A 17,996-nucleotide genomic window follows, 5' to 3' on the forward strand; every position below is an offset into this window, starting at 1 on the left:
GCCGGACGCGGCGCGCTCCCCCTGCGCGCCGCGTCCGGCGCCCTCCACCACCTGCCTTGAACGAAGGAGGCCCGATGCCGCTCGCGACGACCGAGCACCTGCACAGCCACGACGCGCCGCTCGCGGAGGAGTTCCCGCTGGAGATCGGCGGCGAGCCGGTCGCGCCGGAGCGCTGGAACGACAATCTCGACCCGGCGACGGGCAGAACGCTCGCGCGCGTCGCCTCGGCGACCCCGGCCGAGGTCGACGCCGCCGTGCGCGCCGCGTCGGACGCTGCGCCCGCCTGGGCGGCGCTGGCGCCGAGCGTCCGCGGCGGCCTGCTGCGCAGGCTCGGCGAGCTGGTCCGCCGCGACGCCGACACGCTCGCGCGGCTGGAGACGCGCGACACCGGCAAGCCGCTGACGCAGGGCCGCGCCGACATCACCGCCGCCGCCCGCTACTTCGAGTTCTACGGCGCCGTCGTCGAGGGCTTCCACGGCGACACGATCCCGCTCGGCTCCGAGGCGATCGCGCTGGTCGACCACGAGCCGCACGGCGTCACCGGCCACGTGATCCCCTGGAACTACCCGGCCCAGATCACCGCCCGCTCCGTCGGCGCCGCCTTGGCGGTCGGCAACGCGACCGTGATCAAGCCGGCCGACGAGGCTCCGCTCGTCGCCCTCTGTTACGCGCGGTTGGCGCGCGAGGCCGGCTTCCCGGCGGGTGTCGTGAACGTCGTCCCCGGCGACGGCCCGAACGCGGGCGCCGCGCTGACCGCCCACGACGCGATCGACCACGTCTCCTTCACCGGCTCGGTGCTGTCCGGGCGCGCGGTCGCGGGCGCCTGCGCGGCGCGCGGGCGGCCGTCGCTGCTGGAGCTGGGCGGCAAGTCGGCGCACGTCGTGCTGGCCGGCGCCGACCTCGACCGCTGCGCGCCCGTGATCGCGCGCGCCCTGCTGCTGCACGCGGGGCAGACCTGCACCGCCGGCACGCGCGTGATCGTCGACCGCTCGCTGCACGAGGAGCTGCTGGAGCGGCTGGCGCCGCTGCTGGCCGGCGCGACGCTCGGGCTCGGGCTGGAGGACCCGGCGGTCGGGCCGCTGATCACGCAGAGACAGGCCGCGCGGGTGGCGGGCTTCGTCGCGCGTGCGCAGGAGGACGGCGCCGCGCTCGTGGCGTCCGGCTCCGTGCCGGACGGCCTCGCCGGCTTCTACGCCGCGCCGGCGCTGTTCGACCGCGTCGCGCCCGAGAGCGAGCTGTTCCGCGAGGAGGTCTTCGGCCCGGTGCTGGCGGTGACGCCGGTCGACGGCGACGTCGAGGCGGTCGAGGCGGCCGAGGCGACGCGCTACGGCCTGACCGCGGCCGTCTGGTGCCAGGACGTCGACCGCGCGCTGCGCGCCGCGCGCGCGCTGAAGGTCGGCCAGGCGTGCGTCAACGGCTACGCGCCGGGCGGCGGCGTCGAGCTGCCGTTCGGCGGCGCGAAGGACTCCGGCTACGGCCGCGAGAAGGGCGTCGCCGCGCTGGCCGAGTACAGCCGCCTGCGGACGCTGTTCATCGACCTGTCGCGGGCGTGAGCGCGGCCGGCGACGCGACCACCGGACGTTCGCACCCCGCTGAGGGGGTCGAACGTCCGGTGCTCCTGCCGGGCCTGCCGGCGGCGGTCCGCATCCGCGACGTCGGCCCGCGCGACGGGCTGCAGTCGGAGGCGCCGCTGCCGGTGTCGCTGCGCGTCGCGCTGGTGCGGCGGCTGGCGGCGGCGGGGGTGAGGGAGATCGAGGTCGGCGCCTTCGTCTCGCCGAAGGCGGTGCCGGCGATGGCCGGCGCCGCCGAGGTGCTGGCCGAGCTGGACGACCTCGACGGCGTCGAACGCGTCGCGCTGGTGCCGAACCTGCGCGGCGCGCGCGATGCGGTGGCCGCCGGCGCCGACGCGCTCACCTGCACGATCTCCGCCTCGCCCGAGTACAACCGCCGCAACGTCGGCATGACGATCGACGAGTCGCTCGCGCAGATCGAGCAGATCGGCGCGCTCGCCGCGCCCTCCCTCGACGTCGTGATCTCCTGCGCCTTCGGCTCGCCGTACGAGGGCGAGATCGCGGTCGCGGAGGTGGCGCGCATCTCCGCCGCCGCCCGCGCCCGCGGCGCGACCCGGATCACGCTCGCGGACACGACCGGCATGGGCACCCCGCGCGGCGTCGCCGAGCTGCTCGACACGCTCGGACCCGCCGTCGGCATGCACCTGCACGAGACCCGCAACACCGCGCTCGTCTGCGCCTACGAGGCGCTGCGCCGCGGCGTCACCCGCTTCGACAGCGCGCTCGGCGGCCTCGGCGGCTCGCCCTTCGCCACCGGCGCCGCCGGCAACCTCGCGACCGAGGACCTCGTCAACCTGCTCGACGACCTCGGCGTCGCCAGCGGCATCAGCCTCCCGCGCCTCCTCACCGCCTCGCGCGAGCTGGAAGCCGCCGTCGGCCGCCCACTCCCGAGCGCCGTCGCGCGCAGCGGGCCGCGGCTGGCGGCCTGAGACAAAAACTACACACACATATATGTTGGGTATAGGATTTGTCTCATGTCGGAGAACGTGCATCCAGCCGTCGCGCTGTTGCGGGAGCAGTTCGCCGGCCGGCCGTTTCGTGTCTCGGAGGCCGTCGCCGCAGGGGTGAGCCGTGCGACACTTCACCGCCTGCGGGTGGCGGGCGAGCTGACGACGGTCGCTCGTGGCGTCGTGCAGCTGCCAGACGCAGGGATGGGGATGTCGTCGGGACTTGCGGCCGTCTCGGCGCGCGTCCCGCGAGCGACCATCTGCCTGAACTCGGCGCTCGCGTTCTGGGACCTGACCGATGAGGTCCCGCGCCAGGTGCACCTGGCGGTTCCGCGCGGCACGCACCGACCGTCCATCGACCAGCCTGAGACACGCGTCCACACGTTCGACGCCGGCACCTTCGCGATCGAGCGTCAGCAGGCGCAGACTGACGTCGGCGAACCGTTCTGGGTCTACGCCCCGGAGCGCTCGGTGATCGACGCGATGCGGCTGACGCGCTGGGTCGGGCGCGACACCGCGCTGCATGCATTGCGCCGATATCTGGCACGTCCAGGCGCCGATCCCGCCCATCTCGCCGAGCTTGCCCGCGAACTCGGCGGGAGTGCTCAACTGCGACCAGCGCTGGAGACGCTGCTCAGTTGACCGCCGCCATCTCGGTCGACCAGGTGGCCGTCGCCGCGTACCACGCGCTCCGGGCGAAGGCCCGCGCCGAGCACGGCGGCAACACACAACCGTTGCTGGTCGTCTACGCCGTCGAGTCGTTCCTGCGTCGCCTGGCCGTCTCTGAGTACGCCGAGCGGATGGTGCTCAAGGGCGGGATGCTGATGGCCGCCAACAGCATTCGCAGCATGACCCGTGACGCTGATCTCTCCGCTCGGCGGCTCCCCAACGACGAGGAGCACGTGTGCGCGGTGGTGGCAGCGATCTGTGAGATCGAGCCTGAACCGCACGACGGCGTCGCCATAGACCCGGCCTCGATCAGGACCGAGGCGATGCGCGCGGGCGATGTATACCAGGGAGTTCGCTGCAAACAGGTCGCGGCGCTCGGCCGAGCGCAGATCCCGTTCGCGCTCGACCTCTCCTTCGGAGATCCGACAGAGGCGACCATGATCGAGCTGGAGTCGATCATCGATCGCGCTCCCGTTCGTCTCGCCGCCTATCCGCTCGCACTCAACCTGGCCGAGAAGGTCGTCACCGCAATGCAGCGCCGAGAGACCAACACCCGTGATCGTGACTTCGCAGACCTCTGGGTCGCCAGTCGCCGCCACCTCGACGCGACGGACCTGCGCCGGCACGTTCTCGCGATCGCGTCGCATCGGGGGCAGCAGTTGATTCCGCTGGCGGAGGCGTTGGCGGACATGCCGGATCGCCAGCAGCCGTATGCGGCAATGGTGGCTCGCATGTCGTACCTGACTCCGCCGCCGGAGCGGTGGAGCGACCTCATCGCCGACGTTGTCGCGTTCGTGGATCCGCTGCTGGTAGAAGGGGAAAGGCAGACCCGTAAGTTGTCGTAGGCTTCAGCGCGACAAACGGGCATTTGCAGGAGGGATGGGGATGGCCAGGCGACGGGGCTTCTGGGCGGAGTTGCAGTACCAGAATCAGCTTGCGGCGAGACAGCGCGAGCGGGAAGCGAGAGCGCGAGCGCGCGCCCACGCCGCCGCGGTTCGTGAAGCCGAGCGCGCGCAGAGACAGGCCGAGCGCGCTGCCGTCGCGGCAGGGCGAGCGCGGGAAGCCGAGCGAAAAGCCGCTCAGAGAGAGGCCAAGCGCCTGCACGAGCAGTACCGCCAGGCCGAGGTCGAGGCGCTGAACACAGCTTTGGCGGAAACGGCGGAGGACCTGTCGTCGGTTCTCGCGGCGACGCTCGACGTCGACGACTTCGTCGACCTCGAGACGCTTCGCGTCACCGCGAGACATCCGCCGTTCCTTCGGTCGGACCTCGAGGTTCCCACGCCGGAGGTCGTGCCTGTCACGGCGCCGCCGGAACCCCAGTTCGTCGAGCCGGAGCCTCCAAGAGGCATCGGCAGCGTCTTCGGCGGCAAGAAGAAGCATGCGGCCGCCGTCGCAGCCGCGCGCGAAGCGTTCGAGGAGGCGCACCGCGCATGGCAGGCGGAGGCGGCGAGGGTTCCGGCCCTCCAGCTGGAGCAGATGCAGCAACGCGATGCGCGCGAGCATCAGCGGCTGGCCGCCTTGCGTGCCGCTCAGGAGCAGTACCGCAGCGAATGCCACGCACGCGAAGCCGAGGCCGCTGAGGCCAACGAGAGCCTCGACGCGCTGATCCGTGGGCTCTCGGCCGGCGAGGACGCGGCGGTCGACGAGTACGTCGGGATCGTGCTTGGGAACTCCGTCTATCCCGAGGTCCTGGAGGTCGCGCACGACTACCGGTTCGATGCCGAGTCGCGAGAGCTGGTCCTGACCGTCCTGATCGGCGCGCCGGATCGGCTGCCCGTCGAGAAGAGCTTCCGCTGGGTGAGAGCCAGAGACGAGATCATCGCGACGGCGCTGTCCAGAAAGGACCTCAAGGAACGCTACGCGGGCGTCGTCCACCAGGTGGCGCTGCGGACGTTGCACGAGATCTTCGAGGCCGATCGAGAGGGCAGGATCCAGACGATCTCCCTGCACGTGGCGACCGAGACGAAGGACCCGGCGACCGGGCTCGAACGCCGCGTCGACTTCGTCGGAGTCGGCGCTGAACGCGATTCCTTCATCGAGTTCGACCTTCACAACATCGTCCCGGCCGCGACACTTGAGCACCTCGGTGCGGCGCTCTCGAGAAACCCCTACGACCTCGTCGGCATCGACACCGCTCCCGGCGTGCGCGGGCGATGACGCCGGTCGGCTACTCGTTCAGCGCTCCGCCCGGGTGGCACGTGCCCGGCGGCGGATGGGTTCCGCCGGAAGGATGGACTCCCGATCCGTCGTGGCCTCCTGCGCCCGCGGGCTGGGAGTTCTGGGTCCGCGAGACGGTGGCAGCTCCGTCCGCACCGGAACCGGCGCCCGCGCCGCGCGCCGTCCCGTCTGTCGTCGCGGCGAACGCGCTGCCGGGATTCGTGCCGGAACGCGTCGAGGCCGTTGTGCTGCCGGAGCAGGACGTGCTCCGCCGGCGGGTCGCGGAACTCGAGACCGAGGTCGGGCGTCTGCGGGCCGAGGTGACCGTCGAGCTTGACGACGAACGCGTTCTGCAGGACGTCGGCATCTACCGCTACCACCATCCGCTCGAGAACGCCGCTGAGTACAAGGCCGAGCTCGAAGCGCTGAACGTGCAGATCAAGGAGATGGTCAAGGCCGGCGAAGCCGTTCTCGCCTCGGACATGTTCACGTTCAACAACTCGCTCGCGAGAGGCCGCAAGATGACGGCCGAGTTCTCCAAGCTGATGTTGCGCGCGTACAACGCCGAGGCCGACAACTGCGTGCGTGCGCTGCGAGCGGGCAACGTCGTGACGGCGAAGAGACGCCTCGAATCGTCAGTGGCAGCGATCGCGAAACTCGGCACCATGATGGAGATGCGCGTCAACCCGGACTACCACGCGCTGCGGCTGCGCGAGCTGGAGCTGACCGCCGACTACCTGATGAAGCTTCAGGTCGAGAAGGAAGAGGCGCGCGAGGAGCGCGAGCGTTTGCGCGAGGAGCGTAAGGCTGAGCAGGAGCTGGCGGCGGAACGCGCGCGGCTGGACAAGGAGCGAGAGCACTACCTCAACGCTCTCCAGGCACTCGCGGCGAGTGGCGACGAGTCGGCGATCGCCGACCTGAACGACCGGCTGCAGCAGATCGACCAGGCGATCGAGCAGAACGACTACCGCACCGCCAACATCCGCGCGGGCTACGTCTACGTCATCAGCAATCGTGGCGCGTTCGGTCCGAACATCGTCAAGATCGGGCTCACACGGCGGTTGGAGCCGATGGACCGCGTCCGCGAGCTGGGAGACGCCTCCGTCCCGTTCCCGTTCGACGTGCACGCGATGTTCTTCGCCGACGACGCCGTCACGGTTGAGTCCGATCTCCATCGTGCGTTCGCCGAGCGGCGGGTCAACATGATCAACCAGCGCCGCGAGTTCTTCTTCGCGACGCCGGCAGAGGTCCGTGCAGTGCTGCTCGAACAGGTCGGGAACCTCCTGGAGTTCGCGGACGAGCCCGAGGCGACCCAGTTCCTGCAGAGCAAGAAGTACTGGCCCGCCGAGATCGCCGCACCGACCGGTCCGAGCAACGCAACACAGCTCTAGAGGTCGACCGCGAACTCCGCGCCGGTCGCCTCGCGCACCTGCTCGACCGTGACGCCGGGCTGGGTCTCGACGAGGGTGATGCGGGGGCGGCCGTCGGGGGCGCGGGGGAAGTCGAAGACCGCCAGGTCGGTGATCAGGCGGTCGACGACGGCGCGGCCGGTGAGCGGGAGGGCGCAGGACTCGACGACCTTGGAGGCGCCGTCGCGGCTGCGGTGCTCCATGATCACGACCGTGCGCTTGGCGCCGTGGACGAGGTCCATCGCGCCGCCCATGCCCTTGACCATCTTGCCGGGGATCATCCAGTTGGCGAGGTCGCCGCCGGCCGAGACCTCCATGCCGCCGAGGATCGCGAGGTCGACGTGGCCGCCGCGGATCATCCCGAACGAGGCCGCGCTGTCGAAGTAGGAGTGGCCGGCGACGGCGGTGACCGTCTCCTTGCCGGCGTTGATCAGGTCGGCGTCGACCCCCTCCTCGGCCGGGTAGGGGCCGATCCCGAGCAGGCCGTTCTCCGACTGCAGCAGCACGCCCGGCCGCGCGGCGCCGGCGTCGGCCAGCAGCGTCGGCATGCCGATCCCGAGGTTGACGATCTGGCCGTCGGCGATCTCCTTCGCCGCGCGGGCGACGATCAGCGCGCGCGGGCTGATGGCAGCGCTCATGCCGCCACCGCCACGGTGCGGCGCTCGATCGGCTTCTCGGCCACGGGTGCCTGGAATATCCGCTGGACGAACGCGGCGGGGGTGTGGATCGCGTCGCCGTCGAGCGCGCCGACCGGGACCAGCTGCTCGACCTCGGCGATCGTCACGCGCCCGGCCGCGGCGGCGAGCGGGTTGAAGTTGCGCGCGGTGCGGCGGAAGACGAGGTTGCCGAGCGCGTCGCCCTTCCACGCGCGCACGAGCGCGACATCGGCGACGATCGCGTGCTCGAGCAGGTGCTCGACGCCGCCGAACCAGCGCGTCTCCTTGCCGTCGGCGACCGGCGTGCCGGCGCCGGCGGGCGTGTAGAAGGCGGGGATCCCGGCGCCGCCCGCGCGCAGCCGCTCGGCGAGCGTGCCCTGCGGCACCAGCTCGACCTCCAGCTCGCCGGACAGGAACAGCCGCTCGAAGGTCTTGTTCTCGCCGACGTACGACGACACCATTCGCGCGATCTGGCCGCTCTCCAGCAGCAGGCCGAGGCCGACGCCGTCGATCCCGCAGTTGTTGCTGACGACCGTCAGGCGGCGCGCGCCTTGGGCGCGCAGGGCGGCGATCGACGCCTGCGGGATCCCGCAGAGGCCGAATCCTCCGACCGCGACGGTCATCCCGTCCTCGATCGTCGCGACCGCCTCGGCGGCGTCCGCGACCACTTTCGTGCTCTCCATGACAGGCGATCCTGCGTGCGTCGCACTCAGAAGTCCAATACCGAGATCGATCCAGTCTCATAAGCTTTGGCTATGGAACTGCGGCAGTTGCGCTACCTCGTCGCGCTCGCCGACGAGCGTCACTTCACGCGCGCGGCGCTGCGCTGCCACGTCGCGCAGCCGGCGCTGTCGCAGCAGATCGGCAAGCTGGAGGGCGAGCTGGGCGTCGCGCTGGTCGAGCGCACGACCCGCCGCGTCGCGCTGACCGGCGCGGGCGAGGCGCTCGTCGCGCGCGCCCGCCGCGTGCTGGCGGAGCTGGACGCCGCCGACGCCGAGCTGCAGCAGCTGACCGGCCTGCTCGCCGGCCGCCTCACGATCGGCATCACGCAGACGCCCGGCCCGTTCGACCTGCTGCCGCTGCTGCGCCGCTTCCACAGATCGCACCCCGGCGTCGAGCTGGCGGTGCGCGAGGGGCTCAGCACCGACCTCGCCGACGAGCTGCGGGCTGGCGCGCTCGACGTCGCGCTGCTGTCGCGGCTGCCGGCGGCCGGGCGCGAGCGGCTGACGCTGCAGCCGCTGGCGAGCGAGCCGCTCGTCGCCGTGCTGCCGCCGGCCCACCGGCTCGCCGGCCGCAGACGGATCGACCTCGGCGAGCTGCGCGCGGAGCCGTTCGTCGTCTTCCACGACGGCGCGACGATCCGCGAGGCGGTCGCGGCGGCGGCGCTGGCGGCCGGCTTCGCGCCGCGCGTCGCGTTCGAGATCCAGGAGGTCGGCCGCACGCGCGCGGTCGTCAGCGCCGGCCTCGGCGTCGCGGTCCTGCCGCGCTCCGACGCGACCGCCCCCGGCCCGCGCGTCGCGGTCGCCGAGCTGCGCCCGCGCCTGCGCCACGAGATCGCGCTCGCGACCCGCGCCGACGGCGCCCACACCCCGGCCGCGCAGGCGCTGCTGGCGCTGGCGGCGGCCGGCTGAACGGCAACGTCAGGCGGGCAGAAATCCTCGGAGCCAGCGGACTCTGCATCCGAATGGCGCCGATGTGGATCGTCATGCTCTAAGTTCCGTTCATGGCAGAGCCCAACGATCAGAAGTCGTGGATCAGATATCTCCAAGACGAAGGTTGGGTCCATGAACGTGGGGGCAGCCATCAGGTCAAGATGACCAAGCCCTCATGCCGGCCGATCACCCTGCCGATGAATAAGGGCGAGCAGTACGCCAAAGGCATGAACGCTGCGATTCGGAAGCAGTCCACCGCGAACGATCCTTCTAAGCAGTCGGCTTGATCGCGTGCCCTAAGATGAGAGGACAGATGCCCTCCACCAAAGAGATCCCCGTGAAGATCCACTTCGAAGACGGCTCCATGTGGGCGACCGTTGACGATATGCCTGGTGTCTTCGCAACCGGCGATACGCTCGAAGAGTTGCGCGGGAGCCTTTCCGAAGGTATCTCGCTCTATCTCGCTGAGAACGGTCAGGACGCACCTCCTGTTGACGTGACGTCCCTCGCCCCCGCCGAGACGCACACACAGGCCGCGCTGGCCTGTTGATCCTGAACTTCAGATGGTGATTGCGAGAGGCCCTGATCGGGCCTCTCTTCTTTAACTCGAGGCAGCGCTGGCGGCGGGCTAGCCGGTCCAGTCGCGCACAAGCTCGGTGCGGGAGCGGACGCCGAGCTTGCGGTAGGCGAGCCGCAGGTGGTGCTCGACGGTGCGGGGGGAGAGGAACAGCGCCTCGGCGATCTCGCGGTTGGTGGCGCCGCCGGCGACGAGGCGGCAGACCTCGCGCTCGCGGGCGGTCAGCTCGTCGGCGCCGGCGAGCGTGGCGGCGGGCTCGCCGGCGGCGGTGCCGCGGGCGCCCGCGCTCGCGCCGCCGGGAGCGCCCGCGCCGCGGCCGGAGCCGGCGCGCTGCTGCCTGCGCTTGCCCCCGCAGGCGACCAGCTCGGCGCCCGAGCGGGTCTCCCAGGGGGCGGCACCCAGTTCGGCGAAGGTGGCGTGGGCGGCTGACAGCAGGGCGCGGGCGTCGCTGCGGCGGCGGGCGCGGCGCAGGCGCTCGCCGAACGCGAGCTGGGTGCGGGCCAGCTCGAACGGCAGCGTCACGCGCGCGTGCGCGGCGAGCGACTCGGCCAGCAGTGCGTCGAGCTGCGAATCGTCCGCCAGCAGGGCGCGGCAGCGGGCGGTCGCCGCGGCGGCCCAGGCGCCCTCGGTGCGGCGGGCGTCCTCGGCCAGCTCGTCGACGACGACCGCGGCCTCCTCGGGCCGGCCGCAGCGCACCAGCGCCTCGGCCAGGTCGGCCTCGGTGTAGAGCATCGAGGGGTCGGTCCAGCCGATCGCGCGCGCGTGCTCGCGTGCGCGCCGGAGATGGACGACCGCGCGCTCCGCGTCGCCCTCGCCGAGCGCCAGCTGCCCGAGCGCCTGCTCTGCGCAGGCGAGCGTCGTCGTCACCTGCAGCGCGCTGCCCTGCTCCAGCACGCGCGCGGCGTGGGCGGCCGTCGCGGCGGCGTTGCCGCGCTGGCACTCCAGCAGCGCGTACATGGCGGAGGCGAACGAGGCGGCGAACCCTCTGACGCCGCCGTCGTCGGCGATCGCGACCGCCTCGGCGGCGCAGGCCTCGGCGCGGTCCCAGTTGCCGCGGCGGCGGTGGAGGCCCGAGTGGACCGCCAGCGGCAGCGCGAGCGCGTCGACGGCGCCGTGCTCGCGCGCGCGGCGCGTCAGCATCGTCAGGCGCGCGTCGGCCTCCTCGTGATCCTCCATCCAGACGTGGCAGAGCGCCGCGACCGACAGCAGGTCGTGCAGCGGCCCGACCGGGTCGATCTGCTCCAGCGCCGCCCGCTGGCTGAGCAGCAGCGCGCGCGCCTCGCGGTGCTCGGCGAGCGCGACCAGCGCCTGCGCGTGGAGCGTCTGCGGGATCACCTTCATCGCCTCGGGCACGAGCGCGGTCGTGCGGTCGGTCAGCCGCACCAGCCGCGCGACCGAGCCGCGCGAGACGAGCGCGACGCAGGCCTGGATCAGCAGCATGCTGGCGCGGCCGGGATCGCTGCCCTCGATCGCGTCGGCCTCCGCCTCGAGCATCTCGTAGGCCTCGGCCGGCTGGCCGGCCTGGAGGATCGCCATCCCGCGCAGCAGCTGCACGTCGGCGCGGCGGCCGGGCTCCGCGGCGGCCGCCAGCAGCGGGTCGAGCAGCCGCAGCGCGCGCTCGGGATCGCCGGCGACGGTCGCGGCCGCGGCGGCGGCGAGCGTGCGGTTGGTCGCGGTGACGGGGTCGGGCGTCAGCTCGGCGGCGCGCTGGAACATCGTCGAGGCGGTCGCGGGCGCGCCGCGGCGGCGGGCGTCGACCGCGAGCGCCTCCAGCTCGGCCGCGAGCGGCTCGTCGACGGCGGTCGCGGCGACGGCGCGATGCCAGGCGCGGCGCGGCTCGTCGGTGACCGCCGCGAGCGTCAGATGCGCGCGGCGCCGGCGGCTCGGCGAGGCCGCGTGGTAGACGGCCGAGCGGATCGACGGGTGGCTGAAGCGCACCAGCCGCGGCGACAGCGCCAGCAGCCCCGCGTCCTCCGCGGGCGCGAGCGCGTCGAGGCCGCCGGCCTCCGGCGCGGGCGCGGGGGCGACGGGCGCAGGCGCGGGGGCGCCGTCTGCCACGCGCAGCGCGGCGGCCAGCGCGACCGCGTCCCCGTCCGCGCTCGTCGCGGCCAGCAGCAGTGCATCGCGCGCGGGCTCGGGCAGGGCGGCGACGCGGGCGGCGGCGAGGCGCTGGAGGCGCTCGCCGGCGGGGAGCGGGAACGGGAGGACGGCGAGGCCCTCGCGCTGGTCGGCGGTCAGCTGGGCCGGCGCCTCGACGAGCGCGAGCGGGTTGCCGCCGACGGCGTCGACGAGCGCCTCCGCGACCGCGGCGCTGACGCCCTGGCGGCGCGCGAGCGTGAGCGCGTCGGGGCGCGACAGGTCGCGCAGCGGCAGCAGCGGCACGCCCGGCCACGCCGGCTGCGGGCCGTCGCGCAGCGAGCGCACGACGATCACGCCGACGCCGATCCGCCACGCGCGCCGCGCGACGAACTGGACCGCCCCGCGCGAAGCCGGATCGAGCCACTGGACGTCGTCGACCAGCAGCGCCAGCGGCTCCCGCCGCGCGGCCTCCTCCAGCAGCGCCAGCGCCGCTCGCGCGAGCACGACCGGCGGCGCCTCGCCAGTCGCGCCGCCCTTTGCAACACCCGCGCCGCGCTTGGCGTCACCTGCGCCGCCGTTTGCGTCATCCGCGCCGCGCTTTGCGTCACCCGCGCCGCCGTTTGCGTCATCCGCGCCCGCGTCGAGCGCGAGCGCCTCGCGCAGCACGCCCGCGTCGCGCGCGGGGAGCGCCGGGAGCAGGGCGACCAAGGGCAGCAACAGCTCGCCCAACCCTGCCAGCGGCAGGTCCAGCTCGCTCTCGACGCCGGTCGCCTCCAGCACGCGCAGGCCGTCGTGGGGGAGGGCGGTGAGCAGGGCGCTCTTGCCGGTGCCGGGCTCGCCTTCGAGCAGCAACGCGCCGCCGCGGCCGGCGCGCGCCTCGGTCAGCAGTGCGGTCAGCTGGGCCAGCTCGTCGTCGCGACCGACGAGCGGGCTCTGGTCGGCAGCCCCCGGCATCGGCCCGGAAGCCTACGTGGCATGCGAGCATCCGTGGTCCTACGGATGCGGAGAGCGGACCGGTCGGGCGATGATCGCGCGCATGATCCGACCGCTGCTCGCGGTGATCCTCGGCCTTGCCGCCGCCGCGCTGCTGTGCGCGTCGACCGCCTCGGCCACGATCACGCTCACCTACTCCGGCACCACGATCGGGATCCAGGGAACCGGCGACAACGCCACCTACCTCGGGTTCGACAACGGCAGAACCACCGTCACGGTGCGCAACTCGACCGGCGTGGTGAACAGCAGCGGCGGCGCCTGCGTCGAGGAGGTCGTCGTCCCGCTCGGCAGCTACTTCCACTGCCCCGGCGCCGCGACGGCGCTGAGCGCGAGCTACGGCGCCGGCTTCGACCACCTGCAGCTCGAAGGCGTCTGCATCCCGTCGATCACGGCGACGATGGGCGACGGCACGAACGAGTTCATGCGGCCCGACGGCTGCCCGGCCGACCAGCTCGCGACGATCACCGGCGGCAGCGGCTACGACTGGTTCGTCGGCGGCAACGGGCCCGACCACTTCATCGGCCTCGGCGGCGACGACGAGCTGCGCGGCCACGGCGGCGACGACATCCTCGAGGGCGGCGAGGGCAACGACAAGCTGTGGGGCGAGGACGGCAACGACACCGTGCTCGGGCAGGGCGGCAACGACAGACTGCGCGGCGACGCCGGCAACGACACGATCGCCGGCGGCGACGGCGACGACCAGATCGGCACCGACGACGTCGGCGGCGGCGCCGACGACATCAGCGGCGGCGCCGGCTCCGACTACCTCGACTTCGACGCGCACCCGGGCGGGATCTCGATCACGCTCGACGGGGCCGCCAACGACGGCGCCCCCGGCGAGGGCGACAACGTCCACGACGACTTCGAGAGAATCTACGGCTCGCGCGGCAACGACACGTTCGTCGGCGGCCCCGGCAACGACGTCTTCAACGGCGGCAGCGGTGCCGACACGATCCACGGCGGCCCCGGCAACGACGAGCTGACCGGCGGCTCGGATGCCGACCAGGTCTTCGGCGACGCCGGCAACGACACGCTCTACGGCGGCGAGAGCGACGACGTCGTCGACGGCGGCCCCGGCCGCGACAGCCTCTTCGGCGACTACTCGGCCTGCTCGTCGTGGAGCTGCCCGGCCGGCAACGACACGCTGCTGGCGCGCGACGGCGAGGGCGACGCGGTCAACTGCGGCGCCGGCGCCGACATCGCGACCGTCGACGCGGTCGACACGATCTCCCAGGACGGCTTCATGCTGTGCGAGACGATCGACCGCGCGGCCGCGCCGGCACCCGATCCGCAGCCGAGAGGGGGCGGTGGCGGCGGTGGCGGCGGCGGGACGACGACCTCGCCCTTGAGAGCGGCAAGCGCGAGAGGCGGCGCCCGCCGCGTCACCGTCACGGTCACGCTGCGCAGAGCCGCGACGGTCACGATCACGGTCACCAGGAGCGGCGCCCGCAGAGCGCTCGGCACGGTCAAGCTGAAGGCGAAGAAGGCCGGCAAGCTGACGACGACGATCAGACGCGTCGGTCGCAAGCCGCTCAAGCCCGGCAGATACAAGCTCGTCGTGAAGGTCGGCAAGACCTCCAAGACCTTCACGGTGAAGGTGCGCTAGCCGCCGCGGTTGTGGTTGACGACCTCGACGTTGTGCCCGTCGGGGTCGAGCACGAAGGCGCCGTAGTAGCCGGGGTGGTAGACGGCGCGCTCGCCTGGCGCGCCGTGGTCCTCGTAGCCGGCCGCGATCGCGGCGGCGTGGAAGGCGCGCACCGTCTCGTCCTCGCGTGCGGGGAAGGCGATGTGGACGTGCTCGGTCAGCGGCCGCTCGTCGCGCACGAACGAGAAGCTGAAGTCGCTGCCGCCGAAGCCGACGTACTGCGGCTCCTCGTGCGTCAGCTCGACCCCGGCGTGCGGGGCGATCGTCGCGTAGAAGCGGCCGGAGGCCTGCGGGTCGCGGACGCGGAAGCGGAGGTGGTCGATGCTGCCGACGGGGACCGTCTGCGGGCGGTCGATCAGCATCGCCTCGACGCTGTTGCCGTCGGGGTCGAGCAGGAAGGCGCCGTAGTAGCTCGGGTGGTACTGGGCGCGCGGGCCGGGCTCGCCGTCGGAGCGGTAGCCGGCGTCGACGCCGGCCTGCCAGAAGGCGTCGACCTGCGCGGCGTCGCCGGCGCGGAAGCCGATGTGGAGGCCGCGGGTGACCGGGTGCTCGCCGTCGGTCGGGCCGATGTCCCAGTCCTCCCACTCGACCAGCGTTGCGTCCGCGTGGCCGGGCTCGACGCCCAGCTCGCTCAGCACGGTGCGATAGAAGCGCTCGGAGGCCGCGAGGTCCGAGACGGCGATGCCGACGTGATCGAACATGTGGCGGAGGCTACCCCGCGAGCGTCTCGTCGAGCCAGTCGTAGACGCGCTGGTGGTAGAGGCGGCGCCCGGCGCCCTCGCAGTGCCCGGCCGCGCCCTCGGCGGTCGTGAACGGGACGAGCGTCTTGCGCTCGACGGTGAGCGCGTCGAACAGCGTCAGCGCGCCGGCCGAGGTCGGGTCGCCGTCGTTGGTGCTGAGCAGCGTCGGGCAGGCGATCTCGGCCGCGACGTCGGAGACGGTGAAGCGGGTCATCTCGGCGAGCACGTCGAAGAGGGTCGATCTGCCGTGCACGAGCATGCCGCGGTCGCGCAGGCGCCACTGCAGCAGCGGGTCGGCGTCGGGTCCGTCGAGGAACGCCGCCATCGGGTCGAGCGCGCTCGGGTCGATCGCCGGGAAGGCCGCTCTCTGCTCCTCCGTCAGCGGCAGCCGGCCGACGAGGTTGTGGCGCTGGTCCCACTGGCCGGGATCGGCGACGAGCGCCGCGACGCGGTGCTCGCGGCCGGCGGCGCGCGGGGCGAGGAAGCCGCCGAAGCTCCAGCCGCTCAGCACGATTCTGGCCGGGTCGACGTCGTGCCGCCGCAGCGCGAAGTCGACGACCGCGCCGACGACCGTCTCCCAGTCGGGTCGCATCGTCAGGCCGTCGCGGATCAGCGCGCGGCCCTGCCCGGGGCCGTCGTACAGCAGCACGTTGCAGCCGCGCTCGTACGCCGCCGACGCGTGCGCGACGAACATCTCGCCGATCGTGCCGTCGTAGCCGTCGGTGTAGACGACCGTCGGGCGCGGCTCGCCGGAGAGCGCTCCGCGCGCCCGCACGAAGATCCCCGGCAGCGAGGCGCCCTCGAACGGGATCTCCAGCCACTCGGCGAGCGGGTCCCAGAGCGCGACCGCGCGCTGCAGCGCCGCGACCTCGGCGGCCGAGTTGCCCGTCAGCCACTCGTCGCGCGCGGGCGTGAAGAAGGGCGCGTAGGCGGTGCGGAAGTAGGTCGCCGCGCGCAGGTACGCCTCGCGCGCGGAGACCTCGTGGCCGGCCGCCGCGGAGGCGTCGGCCTGGTCGCGCAGGGCGGTCGCGGTCGCGCTCCACTCGCGCGCCCACGCGTCGCGGTCGAGCGCGTCGCCGATCCGGTCGATCGTCGCGCGGCACTCGCCGAAGTCCGACCCGCCGTAGGCGGCGTGCATCAGCGTGCGGGCGCCGAACGCCTCCCACATCTCGTTCTCGCTCAGCCAGGCCATCGCGAACTCCCCTTTTTCAGTTGCTCGGCAGCGTACCGGGGGCGATCGTCGCCGCCAGCGCGTTGAAGATCGCCGGCGCCGGGTTGCCGTTCGCGCCGCCGATGTCGGCGTTCGTCAGCACCACGATCGACAGCCTGCGCTTCGGCAGGTAGGCGATCTGCGTGTTGTAGCCCGGCAGCTCGCCCGAGTGCAGCAGCCAGCCGGCCGCCCGGCCGAGGCCGAACAGATAGGCTCTGCCGGCTCTCTCGGAGTGCGGGTTGGGCTTCAGCCGCTCGGCCTGCGTCGCCGGCTTCAGCAGCGCGCCGCTGCCGACCGCGCGGGTCCAGATGCGGAGGTCGCCGAGGGTCGAGACGATCTGGCCGGCGGCGTCGGCGAAGGTCGGGTTCCAGCCGGTCGCGTCGAGCACCGCGCCGCTCTCGGCGCCCTGGATCGTGAAGCCGCTCCACGCCGGCGACGGCAGCTTCAGCAGCGGCTTGTACGTCGTGTGCCGCATGCCGAGCGGGCCGAACAGCTGCTCCTGCATGACGGTCGCGAGCGCTCTGCCGGTGACCTGCTCGACGATCTGGCCGAGCATCACGAAGTTCGTGTTCGAGTAGTCGAAGCCGGCGCCGGGCGCGAACCTGACCGGAAGGCCGGCGCTGATCGCGATCAGCTGCTGCGGCGTCCAGGCGGCGGTCGGGTGCGTGAGGAACCGGTCGACGGTCGCGGCGTCGGTGCTGTAGCTGGCGATGCCGCTGCTCATCGTGCCGAGCTGGCGGATCGTGATCCCACTCGCGCCGGGAAAGGCGGGGAACCAGCGGTCGATCGTGTCGTCGAGCGTCAGCCTGCCCTGGTCGGCGAGCCGCAGGATCAGCGTCGCGGTGAAGGTCTTCGTGACCGAGCCGATGCGCGTGTGGTCGCCCAGCCGCGGCACGCGGCCGCTGACGCGGTCGGCGACGCCGGTGGCCGCCGTCCAGCCGCGGTCGCCGACCCAGACGCCGGCGATCGTGCCCGGGTTCCACGTCTGCCGCGTGACCGTCGCGAGCGTGCGGTCGAGCCGCTCCTGCGTGCGCGCGCCGAGCTGGGCGGCGCCCGCGGCGGCCGGCAGCAGGGCGGTGAGAGCGGCGAGGGCCGTCGCGGCCGCGAGTGCGACGATGCGCGCGCAGCGGCCGGGCGAGGCGGGGGAGGGGATGCGCATGCGCCCGATTCTCGCGTCCGCGCGCGGCGTTGACGATGGACTCAGGTCCCTTTCCGAGCGCTTCGCGCTGTGCCAGCGTGGCGAGCATGCCGATCGATACCCCGCCGCCCGTCGTTCAGCAGGTGATCGTCTCCCCGCGAGCCGGCCAGCGGGTGACGAGACCGCCGCTGCGGCTCGTCGTGCGCGCCAGGCGCGAGCACAGCGACCTCGTCGCGCGCCTCAACGGCGTCTCGATCGGCGACGAGTTCGCCCGCTCCGGCCGTGGCCTGCGGCGGCTCGACGTGAGCGCCAGCCACGGGCTGCGCCACGGCCGCAACGTGCTGACGGTGCGGGCGCGGACCGGTGCGACCGTGCGGCGTGCGCGCGTCACCTTCACGATCGCCAACCGCCACCCGATACCGGGCGCCGGCCGCGCCCGCCACACCGTCACCGGCCGCTGGATCCGGCTGCAGGGGCGGGTCGTCAGACCGTCGGCGGCAACACGATCGCGACGAGCGTCCCCGCCAACTCCGGCAGCGGCTTCCTGATCGGC

The 17,996-nt window shown here is 73.1% G+C and carries 17 protein-coding genes and 1 pseudogene; 11 read left to right on the top strand and 7 right to left on the bottom strand.

Features of this window, described 5'->3' with window-relative positions:
- The first annotated feature begins 74 nt into the window (after positions 1-74).
- The 6 genes from Q7L73_RS15350 to Q7L73_RS15375 are packed head-to-tail and all read left to right on the top strand — an operon-like array spanning position 75 to position 6,735.
- Positions 75-1,553, top strand: coding sequence for an aldehyde dehydrogenase family protein (locus tag Q7L73_RS15350; protein WP_304690611.1), 1,479 nt, complete (start codon positions 75-77; stop codon positions 1,551-1,553).
- A gap of 59 nt (positions 1,554-1,612) precedes the next feature.
- A complete protein-coding gene (locus Q7L73_RS15355; RefSeq protein ID WP_304690612.1) occupies positions 1,613-2,500 on the top strand; it encodes a hydroxymethylglutaryl-CoA lyase in 888 nt (295 codons plus the stop codon).
- 45 nt (positions 2,501-2,545) lie between these two features.
- Complete coding sequence (locus tag Q7L73_RS15360; RefSeq protein WP_304690613.1) at positions 2,546-3,160, top strand: type IV toxin-antitoxin system AbiEi family antitoxin domain-containing protein; 615 nt, start codon at positions 2,546-2,548, stop codon at positions 3,158-3,160.
- Positions 3,157-4,032, top strand: coding sequence for a nucleotidyl transferase AbiEii/AbiGii toxin family protein (locus Q7L73_RS15365; RefSeq protein ID WP_304690614.1), 876 nt, complete (start codon positions 3,157-3,159; stop codon positions 4,030-4,032). Before Q7L73_RS15360 ends, Q7L73_RS15365 begins: the two co-directional genes overlap by 4 nt.
- Before the next feature lie 40 nt (positions 4,033-4,072).
- Positions 4,073-5,344, top strand: a complete 1,272-nt coding sequence (locus Q7L73_RS15370; protein ID WP_304690615.1) for a hypothetical protein — start codon at positions 4,073-4,075, stop codon at positions 5,342-5,344.
- On the top strand, positions 5,341-6,735 hold the full coding sequence (locus Q7L73_RS15375) for a DUF4041 domain-containing protein (RefSeq protein ID WP_304690616.1): 1,395 nt from the start codon (positions 5,341-5,343) through the stop codon (positions 6,733-6,735). Before Q7L73_RS15370 ends, Q7L73_RS15375 begins: the two co-directional genes overlap by 4 nt.
- On the opposite strand, the gene Q7L73_RS15380 is transcribed toward Q7L73_RS15375, so the two are convergent.
- Together Q7L73_RS15380 and Q7L73_RS15385 are read right to left on the bottom strand one after the other, a co-directional pair.
- Positions 6,732-7,391 carry a 3-oxoacid CoA-transferase subunit B gene (locus Q7L73_RS15380; protein ID WP_304690617.1) on the bottom strand — a complete coding sequence of 220 codons (660 nt, stop codon included), beginning with the start codon at positions 7,389-7,391 and terminating at the stop codon, positions 6,732-6,734. The genes Q7L73_RS15375 and Q7L73_RS15380 overlap by 4 nt on opposite strands.
- Positions 7,388-8,092, bottom strand: a complete 705-nt coding sequence (locus tag Q7L73_RS15385; protein ID WP_304690618.1) for a CoA transferase subunit A — start codon at positions 8,090-8,092, stop codon at positions 7,388-7,390. Before Q7L73_RS15385 ends, Q7L73_RS15380 begins: the two co-directional genes overlap by 4 nt.
- Positions 8,093-8,164: 72 nt before the next feature.
- Here Q7L73_RS15385 and Q7L73_RS15390 point away from each other — a divergent pair, with 72 nt between their 5' ends.
- The 3 genes from Q7L73_RS15390 to Q7L73_RS15400 all read left to right on the top strand — a co-directional run bounded on the left by Q7L73_RS15390 (position 8,165) and on the right by Q7L73_RS15400 (position 9,611).
- On the top strand, positions 8,165-9,040 hold the full coding sequence (locus tag Q7L73_RS15390) for a LysR family transcriptional regulator (protein ID WP_304690619.1): 876 nt from the start codon (positions 8,165-8,167) through the stop codon (positions 9,038-9,040).
- Between the two features lie 92 nt (positions 9,041-9,132).
- Complete coding sequence (locus Q7L73_RS15395; protein ID WP_304690620.1) at positions 9,133-9,348, top strand: hypothetical protein; 216 nt, start codon at positions 9,133-9,135, stop codon at positions 9,346-9,348.
- Between the two features lie 26 nt (positions 9,349-9,374).
- Positions 9,375-9,611 (top strand): type II toxin-antitoxin system HicB family antitoxin, encoded by a 237-nt coding sequence (locus Q7L73_RS15400; protein WP_304690621.1) that lies wholly within the window; start codon positions 9,375-9,377, stop codon positions 9,609-9,611.
- A gap of 78 nt (positions 9,612-9,689) precedes the next feature.
- On the opposite strand, the gene Q7L73_RS15405 is transcribed toward Q7L73_RS15400, so the two are convergent.
- Entirely contained in the window at positions 9,690-12,671 is a 2,982-nt protein-coding gene (locus Q7L73_RS15405) for a LuxR family transcriptional regulator (protein WP_304690622.1), read from the bottom strand.
- 82 nt (positions 12,672-12,753) lie between these two features.
- Between Q7L73_RS15405 and Q7L73_RS15410 the strand changes: the two genes are divergently transcribed.
- Complete coding sequence (locus Q7L73_RS15410; RefSeq protein WP_304690623.1) at positions 12,754-14,316, top strand: calcium-binding protein; 1,563 nt, start codon at positions 12,754-12,756, stop codon at positions 14,314-14,316.
- Here the strand turns inward: Q7L73_RS15410 and Q7L73_RS28755 are convergent.
- From Q7L73_RS28755 to Q7L73_RS15425, 4 genes and pseudogenes are all read right to left on the bottom strand, one after another.
- Positions 14,313-14,717 (bottom strand): VOC family protein, encoded by a 405-nt coding sequence (locus Q7L73_RS28755; protein WP_370552393.1) that lies wholly within the window; start codon positions 14,715-14,717, stop codon positions 14,313-14,315. The two genes, Q7L73_RS15410 and Q7L73_RS28755, sit on opposite strands and share 4 nt — an antisense overlap.
- A 15-nt stretch (positions 14,718-14,732) precedes the next feature.
- Positions 14,733-15,056: pseudogene (locus Q7L73_RS28760) on the bottom strand (VOC family protein); the annotation flags it as partial.
- Between the two features lie 10 nt (positions 15,057-15,066).
- The gene (locus Q7L73_RS15420; protein WP_304690625.1) at positions 15,067-16,287 is read right to left on the bottom strand and encodes a S9 family peptidase; all 1,221 of its coding nucleotides are present in this window, start codon (positions 16,285-16,287) and stop codon (positions 15,067-15,069) included.
- A gap of 16 nt (positions 16,288-16,303) precedes the next feature.
- Positions 16,304-17,464, bottom strand: coding sequence for a serine hydrolase (locus tag Q7L73_RS15425; RefSeq protein ID WP_304690626.1), 1,161 nt, complete (start codon positions 17,462-17,464; stop codon positions 16,304-16,306).
- A gap of 86 nt (positions 17,465-17,550) precedes the next feature.
- Here Q7L73_RS15425 and Q7L73_RS15430 point away from each other — a divergent pair, with 86 nt between their 5' ends.
- Positions 17,551-17,991, top strand: a complete 441-nt coding sequence (locus Q7L73_RS15430; protein ID WP_304690627.1) for a hypothetical protein — start codon at positions 17,551-17,553, stop codon at positions 17,989-17,991.
- Positions 17,992-17,996 lie beyond the last annotated feature (5 nt).

Origin of the sequence: Conexibacter sp. CPCC 205762 (assembly GCF_030646155.1) — a bacterium.
Taxonomy (GTDB): Bacteria; Actinomycetota; Thermoleophilia; order Solirubrobacterales; family Solirubrobacteraceae; genus Conexibacter.

Excerpts from the sequence above, each read along its gene's own strand:
- Q7L73_RS15385 (WP_304690618.1), bottom strand. The coding sequence starts at position 8,092 with ATGGAGAGCACGAAAGTGGTCGCGGACGCCGCCGAGGCGGTCGCGACG.
- Q7L73_RS15420 (WP_304690625.1), bottom strand. The coding sequence starts at position 16,287 with ATGGCCTGGCTGAGCGAGAACGAGATGTGGGAGGCGTTCGGCGCCCGC.
- Q7L73_RS15370 (WP_304690615.1), top strand. The coding sequence starts at position 4,073 with ATGGCCAGGCGACGGGGCTTCTGGGCGGAGTTGCAGTACCAGAATCAG.
- Q7L73_RS15425 (WP_304690626.1), bottom strand. The coding sequence starts at position 17,464 with ATGCGCATCCCCTCCCCCGCCTCGCCCGGCCGCTGCGCGCGCATCGTC.
- Q7L73_RS15405 (WP_304690622.1), bottom strand. The coding sequence starts at position 12,671 with ATGCCGGGGGCTGCCGACCAGAGCCCGCTCGTCGGTCGCGACGACGAG.
- Q7L73_RS15400 (WP_304690621.1), top strand. The coding sequence starts at position 9,375 with ATGCCCTCCACCAAAGAGATCCCCGTGAAGATCCACTTCGAAGACGGC.
- Q7L73_RS15430 (WP_304690627.1), top strand. The coding sequence starts at position 17,551 with ATGCCGATCGATACCCCGCCGCCCGTCGTTCAGCAGGTGATCGTCTCC.
- Q7L73_RS15395 (WP_304690620.1), top strand. The coding sequence starts at position 9,133 with ATGGCAGAGCCCAACGATCAGAAGTCGTGGATCAGATATCTCCAAGAC.
- Q7L73_RS15380 (WP_304690617.1), bottom strand. The coding sequence starts at position 7,391 with ATGAGCGCTGCCATCAGCCCGCGCGCGCTGATCGTCGCCCGCGCGGCG.
- Q7L73_RS15375 (WP_304690616.1), top strand. The coding sequence starts at position 5,341 with ATGACGCCGGTCGGCTACTCGTTCAGCGCTCCGCCCGGGTGGCACGTG.
- Q7L73_RS15360 (WP_304690613.1), top strand. The coding sequence starts at position 2,546 with ATGTCGGAGAACGTGCATCCAGCCGTCGCGCTGTTGCGGGAGCAGTTC.
- Q7L73_RS28755 (WP_370552393.1), bottom strand. The coding sequence starts at position 14,717 with ATGCTGATCGACCGCCCGCAGACGGTCCCCGTCGGCAGCATCGACCAC.
- Q7L73_RS15390 (WP_304690619.1), top strand. The coding sequence starts at position 8,165 with ATGGAACTGCGGCAGTTGCGCTACCTCGTCGCGCTCGCCGACGAGCGT.
- Q7L73_RS15350 (WP_304690611.1), top strand. The coding sequence starts at position 75 with ATGCCGCTCGCGACGACCGAGCACCTGCACAGCCACGACGCGCCGCTC.
- Q7L73_RS15410 (WP_304690623.1), top strand. The coding sequence starts at position 12,754 with ATGATCCGACCGCTGCTCGCGGTGATCCTCGGCCTTGCCGCCGCCGCG.